This window comes from Gorillibacterium sp. CAU 1737, assembly GCF_039888655.1.
Taxonomy (GTDB): Bacteria; Bacillota; Bacilli; order Paenibacillales; family NBRC-103111; genus Gorillibacterium.
In genome coordinates this window covers 878729-896432 of the sequence record NZ_JBDQQO010000001.1, presented here as the reverse complement: position 1 = coordinate 896432, position 17704 = coordinate 878729, and the positions used below count along the sequence as shown (strand labels likewise).

Genomic DNA, 17704 nt, shown 5'->3' with positions numbered 1-17704 from the left:
TAACCGGACCGCAGCGGTCCGTCTTACAGGGCGATGGAGCCCTGCGCTTCCTTCAACACCTTCGCAGAGGCGATCAGCTTCTCGCGTTCCTCCGGCGCAAGGTCAAGATGCAGTACATCGACGATTCCGTTGCGACCCACGACGCAAGGCATGCCGAGGTAGGTATCATCCAGGCCGTATTGTCCTTGCATCAAGGTTGAGACGGTCAGGATGGAATGCTCGTCCCGCAGGATGCACTTCGTCAGCTTGGCGAGGGCCACGGCGATGCCATAGTAGGTCGCGCCCTTCAGCTGGATAATCTGATAGGCAGCATCCCGAACATTGGCGAAGATCTCATCCAGCTCCTCCGGCTTCGGAGCCTTCTCGGGGTTCGCTTGGCCGTACTCCGGCAGGCGCAAGCCGCCGATGTTGGCATGGCTCCATACCGGGAGCTCCGAGTCTCCGTGCTCGCCAATGATGTAAGCATGAACGTTTCGCGTGTCCACCTGGAGATGCTGCCCCAAAAGGTAGCGCAGGCGGGCGGTGTCCAGTATGGTTCCCGATCCGATAACCCTCTCCGGCGGCAGACCGGAATACTTCCAGGTCGCATAGGTCAGGACATCCACGGGATTCGTGGCGATCAAGAAGATCCCCTTGAACCCGCTCGCCATGACCTCCTCGACGATACCTTGGAATATTCTTGAATTCTTCCCAATCAAATCCAGACGTGTTTCCCCCGGACCTTGGTTAGCTCCTGCCGTGATGACGACGATGTCTGCATCCTTGCAATCGGAATAGTCGCCGGCCCAAATCTTGATGGGGGAGACAAAGGGAAGCCCGTGGTTCAAGTCCTTTACATCTCCGAGAGCCTTATCCTGGTTCTTATCGATGATGACCAATTCTTTTGCGATTCCTCGGTTCAGCAAAGCAAAGGCATAGCTGGCGCCGACCTGACCGGCCCCGATCAATACCACGCGATCTCCACTCTTGCTCATGAGCTTCATCTCCTTAAGGTGTCTGGATGCCATCTATCGAAGAGGATAGCAGATGCGCGACCCTCTTGCAATTTTCTCCATCTTTTGCTCTTACAAAAAAGCGTTCGGAACCCACGGTTAGGGGCTCCGGACGCTTTCTCATCCGAGTAGACCCGTTTTTAGAGGCTGCAGCGAAATAAGTACCGCTATATTGCTGACAAAACTCCAAAACCGTGAAGCTTTGTCAGCAAAAGCGGATCTACTTTCCTTGCAGCTCCTTACAAGTACGGGCTTTCGTGTTTCGCCTTCAGCATGTTCCAGCGGCGCTCTACTTCTTGCTCGAAGGAGGCATACGCCTCTGCGTATTGCGGCTTCAGCAGATGGCGGGTTTTGCCCATCGACTTCAACCAGTCGGACAGCGGGATCTTCTTGCTCTTCTCCTCCGGGTTATAGGTCAGCGTCGTGATGCCGTTCTCGACTTCGTAGAGCGGGAAGAAGCAGGAGTTCACCGCTTCTCCGACGATCTCCGCTCCCATGTCATCCTCAGACAGCCAGTTCAGCGGACAAGCGATCAGGATCTTTCCATAGACGAGGCCGACATTTTGCGCGTAGTACTGCGCCTTGGCCGCTTTCTTCACAAGGTCCTGAGGGAACGACTCGCTGCCGGTGAACACATACGGAATGTGCGTCGCCGCCATGATCTGAGCGGTGTCCTTGTGGTGGAACGGCTTGCCGCCCTTCTCTTCTCCGACATTGGAGGTCGAAGTGCGGTGGCCCATCGGAGTCGAGTACGAGAGCTGGGCACCGGTGTTCATGTACCCCTCGTTATCGTACTCGATGATAATCATCTTGTGGTTCCGAAGCGCAGCACCGATCGCCGGTCCCATCCCGATATCCATGCCGCCGTCTCCGGTCACCATGACGAAGGTGAAGTCATCCTTCAGCCCGAGGTGATCCAACTCTCCCCGGCGCTTGCGCTCCCAGAACATCTCGACGACACCGGACAGCGTGGCTGCCCCGTTCTGGAACAGGTTGTGGATGTACGTCGCCTTATGCGAAGAATAAGGATACCCTGTCGTGACAACCATCGCGCAGCCCGTGTGGAACAGCGTAACGATATCTCCCTCGATGCCCTTGAAGAACAGCTCCAGTCCGGAAAAGATCCCGCAGCCCGGGCAAGCGCCGTGGCCGGGGGCCACCCGCTTTGGCTTCTTGGTCAGCGCACGAAGCGGAGGAATGCGGACATTCACCTTGCCGCTCGCTTCATCCGGTGTAACCTGGATGAGGCCGGTGTTCACGTCTTCGTAGCGAAGCGGCTCCAGAAGCGGCTTCGGCGCCTTATCAGAATCGCCCGGTGTATGGCCGTAGTAATCAAACGGCTTCTCGACGTAGCCCTTCTCGGCCGCTTCCTGCGCGAGCTCGAAGAAATGATGGCCGTCTTCCGCGTAGAAGTCTTTGCCGCCAAGGCCGTAAATCCGGCTGATGACGAGCGTGTCCTTGTTGCCGTGGGTGAAGAGGGCGGCCTTGATCTCATTGACCATGTTGCCGCCATGCCCGCCGTAGGAGTCCGCGCGATCGCCGACGGTAACGGCCTTGACGCCCTTCAAGACTTCGGCGATTTCCTTGGCCGGGAACGGGCGGATGATGTTCGGTGCAATCGAGCCTGCCTTGATGCCCATGGCGCGCAGTTGGTCAACCACATCCTTGATGAGCTCGGAGGCCGAGTTCATCAGGAAGACGGCGACTTCCGCATCCTCCATCCGGTAGAGATCCAGCATCGGGTAATCGCGGCCCGTTAGCTCGGCGTATTCCTTCCGAATGCGATCGAACACTTCTCCCGCTTTGTACATGGCCATGGACTGCTGATAACAGTTATTGATGAAGTCCGGTTCATTCATGTAAGGGCCCACGGTGATCGGGTGCTCGCGGTCAAGCGTATGAGCAAACCCTACGGGAGGCTTCTCACCGATGAAGGCATGAACGTCCTCGCGATGAGCGAACGTCGAGACGCGGCGTTTTTGGTGGGAGGTAAAATAGCCGTCGGATGCGACCATAACGGGCAGGCGAACCTCCGGGTCCTCCGCGAGCTTGATCGCCAGAATGTTCATGTCGTAGACAGCTTGAGGATCCCGGCACATAAGAATCGGCCAGCCGGTATTGAGGGCGTAATAGAGATCCGAGTGGTCTCCGTGGATGTTCAGCGGACCGGACACGGAGCGGCAGACCAGATTGAGCACCATCGGGAAACGGGTCCCCGATTGCACCGGCATCTGCTCCAGCATGTAGAGGTAGCCGTTTGCGCTCGTCGCGTTGAAGACGCGGCCCCCGCCGGTCGAAGCGCCGTAGCAAATCCCGGCCGAGCCGTGTTCGCCGTCCGCTGCGATCAGCTTGATGTCGTGCTTGCCCTTCACCTTCATCAGGTCAAGGTACTGTGCTACCTCGGTAGACGGGGAGATCGGGTAATACCCCATGATATGATAATTGATCTGGTGAGCGGCATATGCAGCCATCTCATTCCCGGATTCGTAGACAATCTTTTGCTCGACCCGCTTGGAGCCGAGTTCTCTTTCAATATCGATAGCCATTCGAAGAACGGCCTCCCTTCTACTACTCGCTTAACGAACAACCAGTTGATCGACCAGACGGAAGGCATGCGCAACACGATGCTCATCGGCGTATCCGTCGGTTTCTCGATAAGAAGACAGAGCATCGGTCGGACATGCCTTGATGCATTTCAAGCAGCCCTTGCAGTATTGATAATCGATCCCCTGCAGGAACAGCTGTGGACGTCCCTTCTTGTCCGGCTTCTCATCCCAGACAAAGCAAAAGTCCGGGCACACCGTATCACAGGCTGCGCAATGAATGCACTTCTCTTCCTCGAAGGCCGGCATCATCCCGGAGCGTGAAATGCTGAGGTCCTTCAAGATGCTGTTGCCGGGGTTCGTGATCATGCCGCCCATCGGCTGGGTTTCATAGCCCAGCACCGGCGTATCCCAGCGTTTAAATTCCGGCATGGAAGAACCTTCGGGAATCGCAAAAGTCTGGAACTGCACTTGGTTATAGCCTCGTTCAAATGTATTTAAGGCCGGTTGAACGGCGGTCGGGTATTTGCTTTCCAGCGATTTGCGAATGACGCCCTTCATCTTCTCGGCGTCCAGGAACGGGCAGAGCCGGAACAGGGCACCCAGCATCGCCATGTTCACGCGATTCTTCTCTTCGAGTGCGATGGCGGTCGCGTCGACAACCGCGATGGTTCCGCCAATCAGGTTCATCTTCTCCTTCAGCTCCTCGGGAGTTTTGGAGGAGTTAACGAGAACCATGCTGTCCTCGTACATCCCGCTGATGACGTTGACGGTCTTGGACAGCGATTCATGAAACACGCCGACCACATGCGGACGCTCCACGGGGGTCGTATCGCGGATCGGGGTATCCAGGTGGCAAAATCGGATATGCGCCTTGACCGGAGAGCCCTTTTTCTCAGAGCCGTATGAGGAAAAACTCACACCGTTCAGCCCGGAGCCGGACACCCCGGCTTCCGCCAGCATTTTGCCCGCAAGATTCGCCCCCAAGCCGCCGATTGATTCCAAGCGAATTTCAAAAAAGCCTAACTCATTCACCTTTGGCAATGAGGTCATGCTTCATCTTCCTCTCTAAATCCCTATGACTTGCCTTCTTCCATTATTGAGGATAATCCTCCGCCATTCAAGTGAAAAAGCGCTAGAATGGTATCATTTCTGTGAATATCATCACACGTTTTTGCTTATATCAGGAAAAACTTTGTGCATTTCGTAACAAAAACCCGCAACCCGGATATACTCCGAATTGCGGGTGCTTCAGCGGATGAGTGCAGGGGTTTTGTGAGTCTAAAAAGCGACGCCGATGCCGCCTTCACCAGCATAGGAGCCGATGATCGGCCCCATGTCCGAGAGAATGACTTCGCGGAACGGGAACTTTGCCAGGATCATCTTCACAACCTCTTTGGCCCGCTCCTCACAGTTGCTGTGGCAGACCGCTAGAATGGCTTTTTCGAAGTCGTGCTGCTTGTCCTCCAGCTTCTTGATCAAGCTGTTCAGTGAGGCTTGCATGCCTCGGTTCTTCTCCACGACATCGACCGTTCCCTCGTCGCTGATCTTCATGAGCAGCTTGATATTGAGAACGGAAGCGACAGCCCCGCGCAAGCGATCCAAACGACCGCCCTTGATGACATTCTCCAGCGTATCGAGGGTGAAATAAGCTCGTATCTCTTTCGTCTGCTGCGTCACCCACTGCTTAAGATCACTCATGGTCATGCCGGATTGAATCTTCCGGACCGTATAAGCGATGAGTAAGCCTAACCCGAGGGAAAAGGTTTTGGTGTCAAACACCTCGATCGTGTTCTTGTACCCTTCCTCCTCGTACATCTCCTTGGCGATGAGGGCGTTCTGGTACGTGCTGCTGATGTTTGAGGACATGCACATGACAAAGATGTCCGTGCCTTCTCCGACCAGCTTGAACTTCTCCAGAAACTCGTAGGGGCTCGGGCTTGCCGTGGTCGGCAGTGCCTTCGTTTCTTTCATTTTCTGATAAAAGGCCGGTGCGTCCGTATCGCTGGGCATCTTCTCGCCATGGAAATGGACGGACAACGGGACAATCTTAATTCCGTGACGCTCTAGAAAGTCCTTCGGAAGATCTGCGCCCGTATCGGTGATAATCTGGATGGACAAGCTCATCTCTCCTTAGGCTTTCATGTAGAAGACGCCGACAGTCTGCGGACCGCAGTGACTGGAGATGACACAGCCTGCTTCCGTAATCGATATGTCCGGGTCCCCGGTACGGCGCGTCAGCTCATCCCGCAAATACTGAGCTTCCTCCAGCGAGAAGGAGTGAGCGACATAAATGGAACCGGGAATGATCTTGTCCACATTCTCAAGAGCGTTGTCGAGCAACTGGTTCAGCGCCTTCTCCCTCTTGCCGCGGATCTTCGCTGCCACGATCATCTTGCCATTCACGACCTTCACAACCGGACGGATCTTGAGCATGTTGCCGATGAAGGCCTGCACGCTGCTGCAGCGGCCTCCCTTGTGCAAATAATCGAGGGTATCGATGATGAATTCGCTTTCGATGTCTCCCCGCTTCCGCAGGAGAAAGTCTTCGATCTCGTGAGGGGTCTTCCCCTCCTCCGCCATGCGGGCGGCTTGTACAGCCTGAAGCCCGATCCCGGTGCACAGGTTGAGCGAATCGATAACCGTGACGCGACCCTCTTCGAATTGACTCGCCACGATCTTGGCATTCTGGATCGTCGACGACAGCTCCGAGGATAACCCGATGTACACAATATCGTACCCGTCATTCAGGAATGACTCGAAGTGAGCAAGAAAGTCGCCAGGCGAAGGGGCTGAGGTCTTCGGCAGGCCGCCCGTCTCGTCCACGAGCCGGTAAAGCGTGCCGGGTACCATGTCCACTCCGTCCCGGTAGGAAGCTTCGCCGAATACCACGTAGAGCGGGACGACACCGATCTGGTAGCGCTCCAGCAGCTTCGGCGTCAAGTCGCTGGTGCTGTCGGTGAAAATCTTTATTTTTCTCATAACGTCAGGTGTTCCTCCTGTCTCAGGTCAAGGCAGCCTTCTAGTTCAGCTTTTCGAAAGCTGCGGGAGGTCGGCAGCCATGCTGGAGAGCATGTCCGCCGGAGCGAGAACGCAAACACGCTCTGGATGAAAAGCAAAATCGACAAGAACGGACCGACTTGCGGCCGCTTTTCTTGCTTTTCCCACTCACCTATTATACGGTTAGTTGAAGATCGGTTACAATAACAAACATTTTCAGCGCAGAAAGTTGGGATCTTTCATGAAGCAAGCGGTCTTTCTCGACCGGGATGGAGTGATCAACGAATGCTCGACAGATCGAGTCAAGCATGTGAATCATCCGCATCAATTTCTCTTGCTGCCCGGAGCCGCTGAAGCGATCCGCTCTCTGAACGAAGCTGGCCTGCCCGTCTATGTCGTCACCAATCAAGGGGGAGTCGGGCTTGGCTTCATGAAAGAAGCGTCGCTCCTCGCCATTCATAAACGAATGACCTCTCTGCTCGCAGAGCAGGGCGCGACACTCGAGGACATCGCCTACTGCCCCCATCGGCCCAAGAGCGGCTGCTCGTGCCGCAAGCCGAGCCCGGGCATGCTGCTTCATCTTGCCGGGGAGCATGGGATCGACCTTTCTCGCAGCATCATGGTTGGGGATCGGGAGACGGACATGGAAGCCGGGAAAGCGGCAGGCTGCCGAACGGTGCGCATCGGCCCCTTCGATCCGCTGGCCGATCATTCCGCTCCAAGCCTTGCCGAAGCCGTTCCGTGGATTCTGGAGCAAGCCTCGCTTGACTAATGGATTGTTCTGGACTCACTTCGGCCGGTAAAGAGAAGCCAGATTGTCTATGCGGCGAAGCATCTCTTCCCGGACATGAGCGGGTTCCACACATTCGCATCTGTCGCCAAAGCTGAACAAGAGGCGATACCCACCCTCATCTTCAATAAAGGGGAAGCGTACGAGATACTCATGCTCCCCGCGTTTCTCCATATGCTCCGAGCTGCAATATTCCCGCACCTGATCCAGCGCGGACTCATGGACAAGCAGCTGAATGAGGGTCTCTTTCTCCGCCATCTGGGTGGTAAATGTATGATGCGACGGCCGCGGAATCTCCCGTAGCACAAAGCTCTCTTCCTCCATCTTAAGGAGAGTCATGCGAGTGAGCTTAAACAAACGGAAAGCTTGCTTCTCCAGACAAAAGCCCTGTACATACCACCGGTTGTCCTTCAGCACCAATTGATGGGGTTCGATGGTCCGCACACTCGCTGTTCCGGCTCGGTCTGAATAATGAAAGGACAACAAGAGGCGCTTCCCCAGCGCCTCTTTTATCGTTGCCAGATGCTTCTGGATGTCCCGATTTCCCATCCAGGGCTTCCTATCAATCGCGATCTGATTCGCTTTGAGCTCAATCTCATTCATCTGCTCGGAGGGGAGCATGCTTTGGATTTTGGCCAGCGTATGCGCCACCTCATCGTGGGCCTGTATGGAGGTCAAGCTGCCCAACCCGCGGAGCAAGGTTGCAAGGTCCTGCTCCGTGAAGAGCTTCTTGTCCACCTTGTACTCGTCCATAATGGAAAAACCGCCGTTTACGCCGGGCGTGGAGACGATGGGAACTCCCGCCAGATTGATGGCATCCATGTCTCGATAGATCGTTCGGACAGATACCTCGAAACGTTCAGCCAGCGCTTTTGCCGGGATGCTTTTCCGTTCCAGGAGAAGCATGATGATGGAGATGAGACGGTCCACTTTCATTCGGTTCAACCTCTGCCTTAGGATGTCCGACACTCTTCTGTCGACGTTATTACCTTAGATGACCGGGATCATCTTGTCAAAAGCATAAATTGTTGCCATAGGGCTGACAACGAGCTTTGGTAGGATGAAAGCATTCTTAGCTTAGGAGGCTGACCCTTATGAAAACCGAACTTGCAAAATGGAATGACGTCTTCGCGCAAACCGACAAGATCGCAATCGCCACATCCGTGAATAACATGCCCAATGTCCGAGTGGTGAACTTTATCCATGACGAGAGGCGTCCGGGCGTTCTCTACTTTTCCTCCGACCAAACCAATGCGAAGGTGGCAGAGATTCGCAGCAATCCGCAAATTGCCCTCACCACCATTCCTTCTGTGGGGAATGGCCACATTCGCTCCCGGAATGCCGTAGTGAAGAAAAGCCGTTATTCCATGGAAGAGCTTCAGCACCTGTTTGTTGCCAAAATACCGGGATACGGAGAAGCCGTTGCGGCCATCGGGGAGGATTTGGTCGTCCTTGAAATCCAAATGGTCGAAGCCACCCTTACGACGGGATTTGGGGAGCCAGTCCGGCTGACCTTCCCGCTTGATTCAGAAGAACTTTCTTCGGCCCTGTAATTTGCATTGGCCTCGAGCCCTTTGGTATAGTCGTGACGAAGGACCCTATTCCACAGGAGGATGAACCGCATGGCAACCATTACCCCTTACCTGACCATGGAAGGCAACGCAAGAGAGGCCATTGCATTTTACGAACGGGTGTTGGAAGCGAACGTTCTCTCCCTGGTGACATTTGGCGAAGTGCCGGAAAACCCGGAATTTCCCGTCCCAGATGAAATCAAGAGCCGCATCACCCATGCGCATCTTGAAATTGGAGGAACTCCGATCATGATGTCCGATTGCTACCCCGGACAAGAGATCGCTTCCGGGAATCGCATCAATCTGTGCCTAACGCCCAAAACCTTAGAGGAGTCGCGCCGCCTGTTTGATGCGCTCTCGGATGGCGGACAAGTCGTGATGCCGCTTATGGAAACGTTCTTCAGCCCCGGCTTTGGTCAGCTGATCGACCCATTCGGAGTCGGGTTCCTGATCTCCACCGAGCCCAAAGAATAAGAGGACTATGACAAAACACCGGTCTCGCAGCAAAGCGAGAGCCGGTGTTTTTTTGCGTTCCTGAATGGGCCAGCCCTGGGCTGTCATGTGAAACTCGCCCGCTCGGCTTTCATCGATTGATAAATTTCCTGCTTGAGCGCTACGAATTCGGGATGAAGCGGCAGCTCCTCCAAGCGCGGTCTGGCAAACGGCACCTGAATTTCGCGGAGAATCGTGGTCGGCTTGTTCGAGAAGACGTAGACGCGATCCGACAAGAGCAACGCCTCGTCGATGCTGTGGGTGATGAATAGCACGGAGCGTTTCTCCTCCTCCCACAGATCGAGAAGCCAGCGCTGCATGTCAAGCCGGGTCAGCTCATCCAGGGAGCCGAAGGGCTCGTCCAGCAGGAGCAGCTCCTGCGGACTGAGCAGAGCCCGGATGAACGAAGCCCGCTGCTTCATCCCGCCGGACAGGACATGGGGGTAGCTTCTCGCGTACTCCCCAAGGCCCGCGCGAGCGAGCCACCGTTCGCTCTCCTTCCGTGCTTTCGCTCGGGACTGACCCGCTAGTTCGCGGGGCAAAATCACATTATCTCGAACTGTTCGCCAAGGCAGAAGAGCATGCTGCTGCGGCATGTAGCTCACATGCCCTACCTTGCCTGTAATTTCTTGCCCTTCGAGCCGGATGTGACCCGAAGTGGGCTGCAGCAACCCTCCGATGAGATGGAACAGCGTGCTTTTCCCGGACCCGGAGGGCCCGATGATGCTGACGAACTCTCCTTTCGCCACGTGGAGGTGAATGTTCGCCAGCACTTCTTCCTCCTGCTTGCGTTCCCGAAAGGTCATGCTCAGGTCGGTTATGGTTAAGTAGGCGGAGGAATCCTCTGCTCCCGAGAATGCCGATGGGTTCATCTTCTCTCCTCCTCTCGGCTGCCGGATGATCGGACGATCAGCTTCTCCGCCAGGGCTACCAGGGAGAAGAGCAGCATGCTTGCGATGATGACCGCGAAGATCGAAACGAACATTCGATCTGACCGATAGGTAGCCTTGGCGCTCATCATGAGGACGCCGATTCCCATCTCCGCCCCCATCCATTCGGCAATCACCGCTCCCATGACGCTGTAGGTTGCCGAGATCTTCAACCCGGAGAACAGCGAGGGCAACGCATGGGGAAACTCCAGCTTGAAGAACTGCTGGGCGCGGCTGGCTCCGGACATGCGGAAGTAATCCAGCATTGATGCGTCGGTTCGGGCGAAGCCGCCCAAGAGCGCAACCGACACCGGGAAGAAGCAGACCAGCGTGATCAGAATCATCTTCGGCAGCAGCCCGAAGCCAAACCAGATTACGAGGAGCGGCGCAAGCACGATGGTGGGAATGTTTTGCGTCATGATCAGCAGCGGGTAAAATCCGGCTTTCATACCGGGAATCGCATGCAAGAGACAAGCGACCACAACGCCAACCAACGAACCGATGGCAAACCCAAGCAGCGTGATGCCGAGGGTTGATTCCAGATTGTCAAAGAGACGGGAATAGCTCGCCCGCCCCTCGCGGAAGATGGCGAGCGGGCTAGGGAGAATCCAACTCTTCGTCCCAAAGAACATGACCGCCGCCTGCCAAAGCAAGAGAAATCCTGCGAGCACCCCGAGAGGCGGCAGGATTCCCTTCATCCAACGGACAGCTCTCATCCGTCGTACTTTTCCGTCAGCTTTTCAATCGATGCCCCTGCCGGATTGTGATAGATTTTCACCTGGGAGATGATGCTCGGGCTTCCCATCTCTACCATCGCATCGTTCATTCGTTTAACAACCGCCAGCATTTCCTCAAAGGAGCCTTCCATCGTCGTCTCAAGCGGACCTACCCGGTGCTTGATTCCCGCTTCCTGAATGATCTCAATGGCTCGATCCACGTAAGGGATCACATCTTCCCCGTTCGGGGTCTTCGGAATGATTTGAATGGATAACAACGTATCTGCCATGCGTTAGTTCCCCTTTCCTTGACCGGGCAGGAAGTCGTTCGTGAAGGCTGCCGCGGGATCAAATGGCTTCTCTAGAATCTTATGCTCCGTCATCCAGTCGGCATAGCCCTTATAGACGTCCAGCTTCTGAATTCCCCATTGCGAGGCATCCGCCTGGTATTGCTTGCTGATCCATGCCTGGCTCGCCTTAACCAGCTTCTCGTCGAGGTCCGGCGCTCCCTTGAGCAATTGCTCAGCCGCATCTTCCGGATGGGCGATAGCATAGTCATATCCCTTCGCCGTAGCCGCCATAAACGCCTTAACCGTCTCCGGGTTTTCCTTGATCATCTTCTCGTTGGTGAGGAGAAGCGGCGTGTAATAGTCGAGCTGCGGCGAGAAATCCTTCATGTAGATCATATCGATCGGTTCATTCCGAAGCTCGGCTTCAACACCGGTCCAGCCATAGTAGATCCAGGAAAAATCAACATCCCGCTTCACTGCCGTAAAATAGTCGGCGGAGCCGATGTTGATCACCTTGACCGAGCTCGGGTCTGCGCCGTCCGCCTTCATCAGTGTCTCCAAAATGGCGGTTTCAGACGGGCCGCCGAAGCCGCCGTACGTCTTCCCGGCAAAATCCTTCGGAGATTTGATGTTCTTGGATACCGGAGCAGCAAAGCCGGAGGTGTTGTGCTGAATGACTGCCGCCAGGGACACCAGCGGGATGCCTTCCGTACGGGCATACGTCAAACCCTCTTGATAGCCGATGCCAAACGGAACTTCCCCCGAAGCCACCATGCTGTCGGCCCCTGCTTCTCCCGGTTGAATGATCTTCACGTCAAGGCCTTGCTCTTGATAGTAACCCTTCTCTTTCGCAACGTATAAGCCCGTGTGGTTGGTGTTCGGAGTCCAGTCCAAGACGACCTTGATCTCCTTAAGCGGCTTCTGACTTGCCGAAGATGAACCGGCATCGTCCTTGGCTCCGCATGCGGACAGCGCCACCATGAGCGCTAAACCTGCAGCAGCGGTGGTCATGATTCTTTTTGACATAGAAATTACCCCTCTCCCTCTCGATCTCTCTCAACCGTTCCCTCTGATGGTGATGAAGCTTGGGCGTCGAGGGGCATTCGAAAAACAACGCCGGCAAGGGCTTGGCCGCTCTTTCCTTCCGATAATTCGCACAAAAAAACCGTGCGGAATAACCGGACGGTTTGCGTACCCCTGCTATTCTCTACGCTGGCATTACCCAGATCAGATTTCCGGTCAGCGACATGCGGTCGCAATCTCAGCCTGACGAACTCAAGCTCCCGGTGGCTTATGAGATTGTAAAATGGAATGATTCTACCATAGCTCTTTTTGAAGAAAGATGCAAGTGTTTGAATGAAGCTTTAGGCAAGCATGGATTTGTTGATCCACAAGCCTTCTTCCAGATGGGACGGAGACAAGGGGCGACTGATGAAGTAGCCCTGTGCCAGATCGCAGCTCCATGATGTAAGGGATTCCATCTGCTCCTCCGTCTCGACGCCTTCGGCTACCACCTTCATCTCCAGGTTATGAGCCAAATGGATCAGCGTCCCGATAATCAAGCGATCCTTTTGCTCCCGCATCATCTCCTGAATGAACGAACGATCAATTTTGAGCGTATCGAAGGGGAAATGCTTCAGGTAGCTCAGGGACGAATAGCCGATCCCAAAGTCATCGATGGAAATCCGCACGCCGAGGTCCTTCAGCTCCCGCAGAATGCGCATGGTACGGTTCGTGTTCTGCAGCAAAATGCCTTCGGTGATCTCCAGCTCCAGGTATCGAGGGGATAGCCCGGTCTCATACAAGACCGTGCGGACGGTGTTCACGATATCATCACCCTGGAACTGAACGGAGGAAAGGTTGACCGACATCGAAATCGGCGGGTAGCCGAGCTTTTGCCATTCGACACTCTGCCGGCACGCCTCTCTCAGCACCCATTCCCCGATTGGAATGATGAGCATGCACCGCTCCGCTTCGGGGATAAAGCGGGTTGGCGGTACCTCTCCCAGCTCCGGGCTATCCCAACGGATGAGGGCTTCCACTCCAATGATGGCTCCTGCATTCAAGTCGAGCTGAGGCTGATAAACCAGCTTGAATTCCTTTTTCTCGAGGGCTTTTCGGAGATTGGTCTGCAGCGTCAAGCGATCCTCGATGGCTTTCTGAAGCTCCGCGCTGTAGAGGCAGTAACTGTCGCCTCCCGAATCCTTCGCTTTGTACATGGCGGCATCCGCGTTCTTGACGAGTGTCTGCGAATCGGTGCCGCTGTCGGGAAACAGGCTGATGCCGATGCTGGTGGTGATGTACACATCCTGCCCGTTAAGCACGAACGGCGAGGAGAGCGCTTGTCGGATCATGCGCGCCACCCGGTTGCAATCCTCCGGTCCTTTAACGTGTGAAAGCAAGACGGTAAACTCGTCCCCGCCCAAGCGGGAAATGAAGCTTGCACTCTGGACGGTTTCGAGCAGCCGCCGCGAGACCTGAACGAGCAGATTGTCTCCACTCAGGTGACCTTGTGTATCATTAATATTCTTAAATTGATCCAGGTCGAGATAGAGCATGCCGAAGCCGCCGCCGGTTTCCTCCGCTGTTTGGATGAGTTCGCTCAGCTTCTTGTAGAAGTAAGCGCGATTGGGCAAGCCGGTAACGGAATCAAAGTAAGCCATGCGATGGATGATGCGTTCCGCTTCCTTGTCCGCTGTGCGATCCTTGGCGATGCCGTATCCACCAACGACTACGTTGTCGACGATGGTAGGGCCGCTTGTGATGTCAAATTCGCGCAGCATCCCGTTCTTGTGATAGATGGTTAACGGGAAATGCTGGGGAATTCCACTCTGCATCTGCATGATTTTCTCTTGAAATCGGTCCAGCTCGAGAATATGTAAAGCCTGGTCAAAGGGCTTGTCCAAAACCTCGGATTCCTTATAGCCCAGAATGGTTTCCAGCATCGGATTCGCGCTTGTTAGCCGGTGTTCGTTATCGAGGGTAAACACCAGATCGGGATTTTGTTCAAACAATGACTTGTATCGCTGATTGCTTTCTTCCAGCAAGCGGTTCTGCTTGTTCAAGGTATTCGTGTAGCGATTAATGATCATCAGGATGATGATGGCAAACGCAATTTCAACCAACTGATTGAAATAGAGTTGCTGCATGATAATCTTAAGAAACATGGTCATTCCCAAGAAGAACGGCAGCAATAATTTGATAAAGCTCTTAAATTGGAATCGTCTGTTCGGGATCTTCAACGACCTCTCTATTGCCCAATTAAACCCGACGCTGCTCAGCTCATAGACGGTGTAACATAGGATAGCGTGCAGAATTCGGTATGGATCAGGGATATAAAAAGTCGCATAATAGCTGATGGTTACGGAAATATAAAACATCCCGATGTTGCAAATAAACCGAAACCAATTGATCTTCCGCTTATTTGGAGAATACACCACAAAGAAGGTTAACAACCCGCTGATGATAGCGATCAAGCTGGCTCCAATTCCGTATTCGATTAAAAGGAACAAATTGATAATGCCATTTCCGACGAAGGCAGCACTTCCCGACAGCACAATGGGAACAAGCTGAGCGAAGCTGGCAAGCACAACAAAAGGAACGATCAGCTTCCAATCGCCGTCCAAGGCCAAGTAGTAGATGAAGTGTATGATTCCCGCAATCCCAATAACATAAAGGGTATTGGTGAGTTTGTTATTATCTTTCATAGCGCCTCTTTTTAAGGGAAATTGATTTTTTCTTATTATCGCAGATTCCATTCTCTTTTTATAGAGAAAAGTAAAGAATCAGGCATAAATGCCTGATTCTTCTTTTTTACGGCCCCCAAATGATAGCAAGCAACGAGATGAAATAGTTCAACATTGGAATGTCAACCCCTTATATGAAGTTTGGTAGTACAACCCCATTATACTCGACCAAAAATTTCCTAACAAGTGACCGTTCGGTATAATTTTACATATTATCCATGCGCTTGTATTTTGCTTTCGAGCTTATTTCAAATTCTCCGGGTTCAACACTTCGAGTTCGGGAATCACGAAACGGCCGTCCTTGCGAATCAGCTTGTCATCAAACCAGATCTCGCCTCCGCCGTACTCCGGGCGCTGAATGGAGACCATGTCCCAGTGAACCGAAGAATGGTTTCCATTGTAGGCATCGTCGTAGCAAGCGCCCGGCGTAAAGTGGAAGCTGCCGTCGATTTTCTCGTCGAACAAAATATCCTTCATGGGCTCGCGGATAAACGGATTGACTCCGATGGCGAACTCTCCTACGTACCGGGCACCTTCATCGGTATCGAGAATTTTGTTCAAGCGTTCCGTATCATTCGCCGTCGCATGAATGATCTTGCCATCCTTGAACTCCAGGCGAACGTTCTCGAAGGTAAAGCCGTTGTAAGGAGTAGGCGCATTGTGCGTAATAACCCCGTTCACACTGTTGCGCACCGGAGCAGTGTAGACCTCTCCGTCTGGAATGTTCATTTCTCCGGAGCACTTGATGGCACCGACCCCTTTGATCGAGAAGGTCAAATCTGTGCCCGGCCCCTTCAGTTGCACCTTATCGGTGCGGTCCATCAACGCCTTAAGCGGGTCCATGGCCTTGGACATTTTGCCGTAGTCCAGCAGGCATACCTTGAAATAGAAGTCCTCGAACGCTTCTGTACTCATGCCCGACAGCTGCGCCATCGACGGCGACGGGTACCGAAGAACAACCCATCTTGTTTTCTTGATCCGGGTTTCAAAGTGAACCGGCTGCATGTAGAGAGCGGAGTGTAGCTTCAGCTTGTCAGCCGGAACATCCGACAGCTCGGTAATGTTATCGCCGCCTCGAACCCCTATGTACGCTTGCATCTGCTCCATTTGGTGATTGTCGATGGCCGCCCAGGCTTTGATCTGCTCTTCGTTCGCATCGAACAGCAAGGCGCGGGTGATCTTCGGGTCGCGAAGATTGACATGGGGATGCGCGCCCTTAGCATGTACGGCCTTCACAAGCTCCCGAACGAGAGCCGGCTCGATGCCGGTCGCTTCGATGAGCACATGCTCGCCTGGCTTGGCTTGAATGGAGTATTGGACAAGACCTTCTGCTAATTGGGTTAAACGGGGATCAACCATGGATTTACATACCTTCTTTCATGGAGTGTACGGAATGTGGAGAGGGGTTCTTGGACCGGTGCACGCAACCAAGTAGGGAAAACAGCAGGAATCCCCCTCCGATAAAAGCAAACATGGAACCGGGAGCAAGGTATTGCATGCCGAAGCCTCCTGCGCTCGGCCCCATCAAGGAACCGATGCTGAAGTTCAAGGAAGCGATCGCATTACCGGCCGGGAGCAGGCGCCTCGGCAATAGATCTGCCAGATAAGCGAGCCCGAGGGAGAAGAACGAGCCGACCAGCCCTCCGGCAAGGCCCAGCAGGATCAGAAGGACCCATGGGTTCTCGGTGGACGGTATGGCAAGGAAGGCACAGGCACCTAAGAAACCAGCAATCATCAGAACAAGCTTGCGGTTCCCGCGATCACTGAGCGCGCCGAGCGGAATTTGCAGAACGAGGCTGCCCAGGCCGATTGCCGGCAGCAGGGTAGCAATCCAGGCATCCGACAAGCCGAGCTTAAGCCCGTACAAAGGGAAGTTGCTGTTCATGCTCGACTCCATATAGCCGTAGAGCAGGGAAGGCAGAAGAGCAAACCACCCGATGCCAATCGCTTGAATATAGCGGTTCCGGGGAGCCGGCGCTCCTTCCAGTTTCTTCTCCCTCTCGTTCTCCTCTTCTTCCCTCTCCTCACCCGGAAAAGCATTTTGCATGCGGAGCAAGAGAAGAAAGCAGATGACCAAAAGTGCGCTGATTGCGTAGAACGGGAGCCAGGTAGACAAACGAGCCAGATGCATCCCGCTCGGTCCGATGCTGAAGCCGATCGCGTACGCCATTCCGTACAGCGCAATCCGCTTGCCTCGCTGGCCGGGGGGGCTGCTGGCGATGATCCACAGCTGAGTGCAATAGTGCAGGGAGCTGTCTCCGACCCCGATCAGGATTCTCAGGAGACTCCAAAACCAAATCGGACTCCATAATGGAAACAGCAGCGCGGCACCTCCTACGACGAGGAGACCCGCTGCGATGACCGGCTTGTAGCCGAACCGACACAAGGGCGCCTCCACAAAAAACATGGCGGCTGAAGTGCCAAGGTACATGGCGGCTGCGCTTAGTCCGTTCAAGCCCGAGGCGACTCCTGCTTTTGCCTGCAGAAGAGTGAGCATGGGCAAAAGCAGCCCTTGGCTCATCCCGGACAGCACCGTTACCAGGATGAGGAGTCTTAAGCGATAACGTTCCATTCTTACCATGAGATAACGTATTCCTTTGCGACATCCATCAAATTCGTCTGAAGAAAACAGACC

General features: G+C 54.4%; 16 protein-coding genes and 1 riboswitch. Of the genes, 3 read left to right on the top strand and 13 right to left on the bottom strand.

Annotated features, from left to right (window positions below):
• Window positions 1–23 precede the first annotated feature (23 nt).
• The 5 genes from AAFN83_RS04150 to AAFN83_RS04130 all read right to left on the bottom strand — a co-directional run bounded on the left by AAFN83_RS04150 (window position 24) and on the right by AAFN83_RS04130 (window position 6517).
• Window positions 24–974 (bottom strand): L-lactate dehydrogenase, encoded by a 951-nt coding sequence (locus tag AAFN83_RS04150; protein ID WP_347767279.1) that lies wholly within the window; start codon window positions 972–974, stop codon window positions 24–26.
• 257 nt (window positions 975–1231) lie between these two features.
• A complete protein-coding gene (locus tag AAFN83_RS04145) occupies window positions 1232–3538 on the bottom strand; it encodes a thiamine pyrophosphate-dependent enzyme (RefSeq protein WP_347767277.1) in 2307 nt (768 codons plus the stop codon).
• A 30-nt stretch (window positions 3539–3568) separates the two neighbouring features.
• The gene (locus tag AAFN83_RS04140) at window positions 3569–4588 is read right to left on the bottom strand and encodes a 2-oxoacid:acceptor oxidoreductase family protein (protein ID WP_347767276.1); all 1020 of its coding nucleotides are present in this window, start codon (window positions 4586–4588) and stop codon (window positions 3569–3571) included.
• Window positions 4589–4816: 228 nt separating this feature from the next.
• The gene (locus AAFN83_RS04135; RefSeq protein ID WP_347767275.1) at window positions 4817–5656 is read right to left on the bottom strand and encodes a DegV family protein; all 840 of its coding nucleotides are present in this window, start codon (window positions 5654–5656) and stop codon (window positions 4817–4819) included.
• A 12-nt stretch (window positions 5657–5668) separates the two neighbouring features.
• Window positions 5669–6517 (bottom strand): DegV family protein, encoded by an 849-nt coding sequence (locus AAFN83_RS04130; RefSeq protein WP_347767274.1) that lies wholly within the window; start codon window positions 6515–6517, stop codon window positions 5669–5671.
• A 259-nt stretch (window positions 6518–6776) separates the two neighbouring features.
• Here AAFN83_RS04130 and AAFN83_RS04125 point away from each other — a divergent pair, with 259 nt between their 5' ends.
• Window positions 6777–7307, top strand: a complete 531-nt coding sequence (locus AAFN83_RS04125) for a D-glycero-alpha-D-manno-heptose-1,7-bisphosphate 7-phosphatase (protein ID WP_347767273.1) — start codon at window positions 6777–6779, stop codon at window positions 7305–7307.
• Between the two features lie 15 nt (window positions 7308–7322).
• On the opposite strand, the gene AAFN83_RS04120 is transcribed toward AAFN83_RS04125, so the two are convergent.
• Window positions 7323–8261: a helix-turn-helix transcriptional regulator gene (locus tag AAFN83_RS04120; protein WP_347767271.1), complete on the bottom strand. Its 939-nt coding sequence runs from the start codon at window positions 8259–8261 to the stop codon at window positions 7323–7325.
• Between the two features lie 158 nt (window positions 8262–8419).
• Here AAFN83_RS04120 and AAFN83_RS04115 point away from each other — a divergent pair, with 158 nt between their 5' ends.
• The gene (locus AAFN83_RS04115) at window positions 8420–8878 is read left to right on the top strand and encodes a pyridoxamine 5'-phosphate oxidase family protein (protein WP_347767269.1); all 459 of its coding nucleotides are present in this window, start codon (window positions 8420–8422) and stop codon (window positions 8876–8878) included.
• A 69-nt stretch (window positions 8879–8947) separates the two neighbouring features.
• Window positions 8948–9370: a VOC family protein gene (locus AAFN83_RS04110; protein WP_347767268.1), complete on the top strand. Its 423-nt coding sequence runs from the start codon at window positions 8948–8950 to the stop codon at window positions 9368–9370.
• Between the two features lie 83 nt (window positions 9371–9453).
• Here AAFN83_RS04110 and AAFN83_RS04105 read toward each other — a convergent pair whose 3' ends face one another.
• From AAFN83_RS04105 to AAFN83_RS04075, 7 genes are all read right to left on the bottom strand, one after another.
• A complete protein-coding gene (locus AAFN83_RS04105; protein WP_347767266.1) occupies window positions 9454–10260 on the bottom strand; it encodes an ABC transporter ATP-binding protein in 807 nt (268 codons plus the stop codon).
• Window positions 10257–11033, bottom strand: coding sequence for an ABC transporter permease (locus AAFN83_RS04100; RefSeq protein WP_347767264.1), 777 nt, complete (start codon window positions 11031–11033; stop codon window positions 10257–10259). Before AAFN83_RS04100 ends, AAFN83_RS04105 begins: the two co-directional genes overlap by 4 nt.
• Window positions 11030–11323, bottom strand: coding sequence for a thiamine-binding protein (locus AAFN83_RS04095; protein ID WP_347767263.1), 294 nt, complete (start codon window positions 11321–11323; stop codon window positions 11030–11032). The genes AAFN83_RS04100 and AAFN83_RS04095 overlap by 4 nt, the downstream gene beginning before the upstream one ends.
• A gap of 3 nt (window positions 11324–11326) precedes the next feature.
• On the bottom strand, window positions 11327–12349 hold the full coding sequence (locus AAFN83_RS04090; RefSeq protein WP_347767261.1) for an ABC transporter substrate-binding protein: 1023 nt from the start codon (window positions 12347–12349) through the stop codon (window positions 11327–11329).
• 160 nt (window positions 12350–12509) lie between these two features.
• Window positions 12510–12620, bottom strand: a riboswitch (TPP riboswitch).
• Window positions 12621–12687: 67 nt separating this feature from the next.
• A complete protein-coding gene (locus AAFN83_RS04085; protein WP_347767259.1) occupies window positions 12688–15030 on the bottom strand; it encodes a putative bifunctional diguanylate cyclase/phosphodiesterase in 2343 nt (780 codons plus the stop codon).
• 282 nt (window positions 15031–15312) lie between these two features.
• A complete protein-coding gene (locus AAFN83_RS04080; protein WP_347767258.1) occupies window positions 15313–16428 on the bottom strand; it encodes an aminopeptidase in 1116 nt (371 codons plus the stop codon).
• 4 nt (window positions 16429–16432) lie between these two features.
• Window positions 16433–17650 (bottom strand): MFS transporter, encoded by a 1218-nt coding sequence (locus AAFN83_RS04075; RefSeq protein WP_347767256.1) that lies wholly within the window; start codon window positions 17648–17650, stop codon window positions 16433–16435.
• Between the last annotated feature and the right edge of the window lie 54 nt (window positions 17651–17704).

Excerpts from the sequence above, each read along its gene's own strand:
- AAFN83_RS04150 (WP_347767279.1), bottom strand. The coding sequence starts at position 974 with ATGAGCAAGAGTGGAGATCGCGTGGTATTGATCGGGGCCGGTCAGGTC.
- AAFN83_RS04075 (WP_347767256.1), bottom strand. The coding sequence starts at position 17,650 with ATGGTAAGAATGGAACGTTATCGCTTAAGACTCCTCATCCTGGTAACG.
- AAFN83_RS04095 (WP_347767263.1), bottom strand. The coding sequence starts at position 11,323 with ATGGCAGATACGTTGTTATCCATTCAAATCATTCCGAAGACCCCGAAC.
- AAFN83_RS04145 (WP_347767277.1), bottom strand. The coding sequence starts at position 3,538 with ATGGCTATCGATATTGAAAGAGAACTCGGCTCCAAGCGGGTCGAGCAA.
- AAFN83_RS04115 (WP_347767269.1), top strand. The coding sequence starts at position 8,420 with ATGAAAACCGAACTTGCAAAATGGAATGACGTCTTCGCGCAAACCGAC.
- AAFN83_RS04140 (WP_347767276.1), bottom strand. The coding sequence starts at position 4,588 with ATGACCTCATTGCCAAAGGTGAATGAGTTAGGCTTTTTTGAAATTCGC.
- AAFN83_RS04130 (WP_347767274.1), bottom strand. The coding sequence starts at position 6,517 with ATGAGAAAAATAAAGATTTTCACCGACAGCACCAGCGACTTGACGCCG.
- AAFN83_RS04100 (WP_347767264.1), bottom strand. The coding sequence starts at position 11,033 with ATGAGAGCTGTCCGTTGGATGAAGGGAATCCTGCCGCCTCTCGGGGTG.
- AAFN83_RS04080 (WP_347767258.1), bottom strand. The coding sequence starts at position 16,428 with ATGGTTGATCCCCGTTTAACCCAATTAGCAGAAGGTCTTGTCCAATAC.
- AAFN83_RS04090 (WP_347767261.1), bottom strand. The coding sequence starts at position 12,349 with ATGTCAAAAAGAATCATGACCACCGCTGCTGCAGGTTTAGCGCTCATG.
- AAFN83_RS04125 (WP_347767273.1), top strand. The coding sequence starts at position 6,777 with ATGAAGCAAGCGGTCTTTCTCGACCGGGATGGAGTGATCAACGAATGC.
- AAFN83_RS04085 (WP_347767259.1), bottom strand. The coding sequence starts at position 15,030 with ATGAAAGATAATAACAAACTCACCAATACCCTTTATGTTATTGGGATT.
- AAFN83_RS04105 (WP_347767266.1), bottom strand. The coding sequence starts at position 10,260 with ATGAACCCATCGGCATTCTCGGGAGCAGAGGATTCCTCCGCCTACTTA.
- AAFN83_RS04120 (WP_347767271.1), bottom strand. The coding sequence starts at position 8,261 with ATGAAAGTGGACCGTCTCATCTCCATCATCATGCTTCTCCTGGAACGG.
- AAFN83_RS04110 (WP_347767268.1), top strand. The coding sequence starts at position 8,948 with ATGGCAACCATTACCCCTTACCTGACCATGGAAGGCAACGCAAGAGAG.